The sequence below is a fragment of the Stenotrophomonas sp. HMWF003 genome, from assembly GCF_003061285.1.
Lineage (GTDB): Bacteria > Pseudomonadota > Gammaproteobacteria > Xanthomonadales > Xanthomonadaceae > Stenotrophomonas > Stenotrophomonas maltophilia_AP.
Map to the genome: position 1 here is coordinate 31,830 of NZ_QAIW01000435.1, position 1,808 is coordinate 33,637.

Below are 1,808 nucleotides of genomic sequence, written 5' to 3' on the forward strand. Positions count from 1 at the left end.
CGCATCGCTGTTGGTCTGTTCTACCTGCTGCTGATTCCGGCGGTATACGCCACCACCCAATGCCCCCTGAAGCGGGCCACAAGCCGGAATGGATCGGCTGGTTTGCATGGGTGCTGCTGGGCGGCGGCCTGATCGCAGGCCCGCTGATCGCATGGTGGGTGTTCGCACGCAGCAAGGGCGCGCGGCTGGGCAGGCGTGCTGTGGCCGCCTTCGCCGGGCTGTCGCTGATGCTCGCCGTGTGGATGGGCGGCGGCACACTGGCCGGCTACCTCATCCTGCTTTGCTGAGTAGTGCCGGCCGCTGGCCGGCAACCCCGTGATGCATCCGCCGCCGCGTCCGCCGCCCAACACCGACGTGCATCAACCGTCGCGCCGCGCCTCCACCAACCGCCGCAGATCCTCCACAAGCCCCCGATACGCCTCTTCCCGCGCCTCACCCTCGCCCTGTCGCAGCACCCACGCCGGGTGCACGGTGGCGAATGCACGCGTGCCATCATCAAGCGAGTGCCAGCGTCCACGATTCGCCATCAGGGTGAAGCCCGCGCCGAACACCGCCGTTGCCGCGCTGGCGCCCAGGCACACGATCACCTGCGGGCGCACGTTCTCGATTTCGCCCATCAGCCAGGGGCGGCAGGCGTTGATGTGGGTGATCTGCGGTGTGCTGTGGATGCGCCGCTTGCCGCGGCGTTCGAAGCGGAAATGCTTCACCGCGTTGGTCAGGTACAGGGTGCTGCGGTCGATGCCCAGTTCACGCAGTGCGCGGTCCAGCAGTTGACCCGCCGGCCCCACGAACGGGTGGCCGCTGAGGTCTTCGGCGTCGCCGGGTTGTTCGCCCACCAGCATGATCCGGGCGTTCTGCGGGCCCTCGCCGAACACGGTCTGCGTGGCCGGTTCCCACAACGCACAGCGACGGCAGCCTGCCGCGGCCGTGCGCAGCGCATCCAGGTCATCACCGTTGGCGGTGGCCGGTGAGCGCAGCGCGATGCTGCGTTCAGGGATGCGACGCTGCGGGGCCTGCGCGGTACGGTCGTGCATCTCCTGCACGCGGTCGCCTGCATCGCGCACCAGCTGCGGCAGCAGCGTCGCTTCCGGCAGGTGCTTCCAGTACCGGGTCGGCATCTCCTGCTGCATCATCCGGGTGTTGAGCCGGGCAGGATTGAAGATGTTGGCGTAGTAGGTGCGCCAGAGTTCTTCGCGTGCATCCTCGGTGGGGGCATCGGCCTGCGTCTGGCCGGGGCCGAACGTGAGTGCCTGGCCATCCCAGCGCACGCTGCGCGAGGGCGTCAGGATCGCCCAGCGCATGCCGGTGAAGCGGCGTGCGAAGAACGGCGCGACGCGATCCACGATGTGGTGGTCCGGCTCGAACCAGGCGATGAAGGCGTCCTGTTCGCCCGGCACTTCGCGGAAGCGCACGAACGCCTTCATTTTGTGCGTGTCGCGGCGCACCGCCTGGCTCAGCGCCGCCGCGCGCAGCACGTCCGGGTCGGTGGGGGTGGCGAGCAGCCCGCGCTCGCCGTGGGCGATGCGCCACAGCATGCGATACAGCAGCGGCAGCCGCTGCGGGTCGCGGTGGCACAGGCAGGTGGCGGCCAGCTCGACGAACGCCTTGGACACATAGGTAGGTGCGTCGTGCGCTGTATCGGCCACCGCGTCGATGGCCTGCAGCGGCGGCGCATCCAGCAGCGAGGCTTCCTCGCCGTGCAGCCAGTCCAGCTGCTCCGGGGCCACCGCGTGGCGCAGCGCCAGGCGCGCGGCATCGCGCCATGCGTCCAGCGACCACGGCGGGTCGATGCGTACGCTCCAGCGTGC

General features: G+C 69.7%; 2 protein-coding genes. One reads left to right on the plus strand and one right to left on the minus strand.

Annotated elements, in window-relative coordinates; genetic code table 11:
- A partial coding sequence (locus tag DBR34_RS21915) for a hypothetical protein (protein WP_219928343.1) occupies positions 1–287 on the plus strand: 287 nt, incomplete at its 5' end.
- Between the two features lie 72 nt (positions 288–359).
- On the opposite strand, the gene DBR34_RS18970 is transcribed toward DBR34_RS21915, so the two are convergent.
- Positions 360–1,808, minus strand: a 1,449-nt coding sequence (locus DBR34_RS18970; protein ID WP_258224130.1) for a UdgX family uracil-DNA binding protein, incomplete at its 5' end; no start/stop codon positions are given.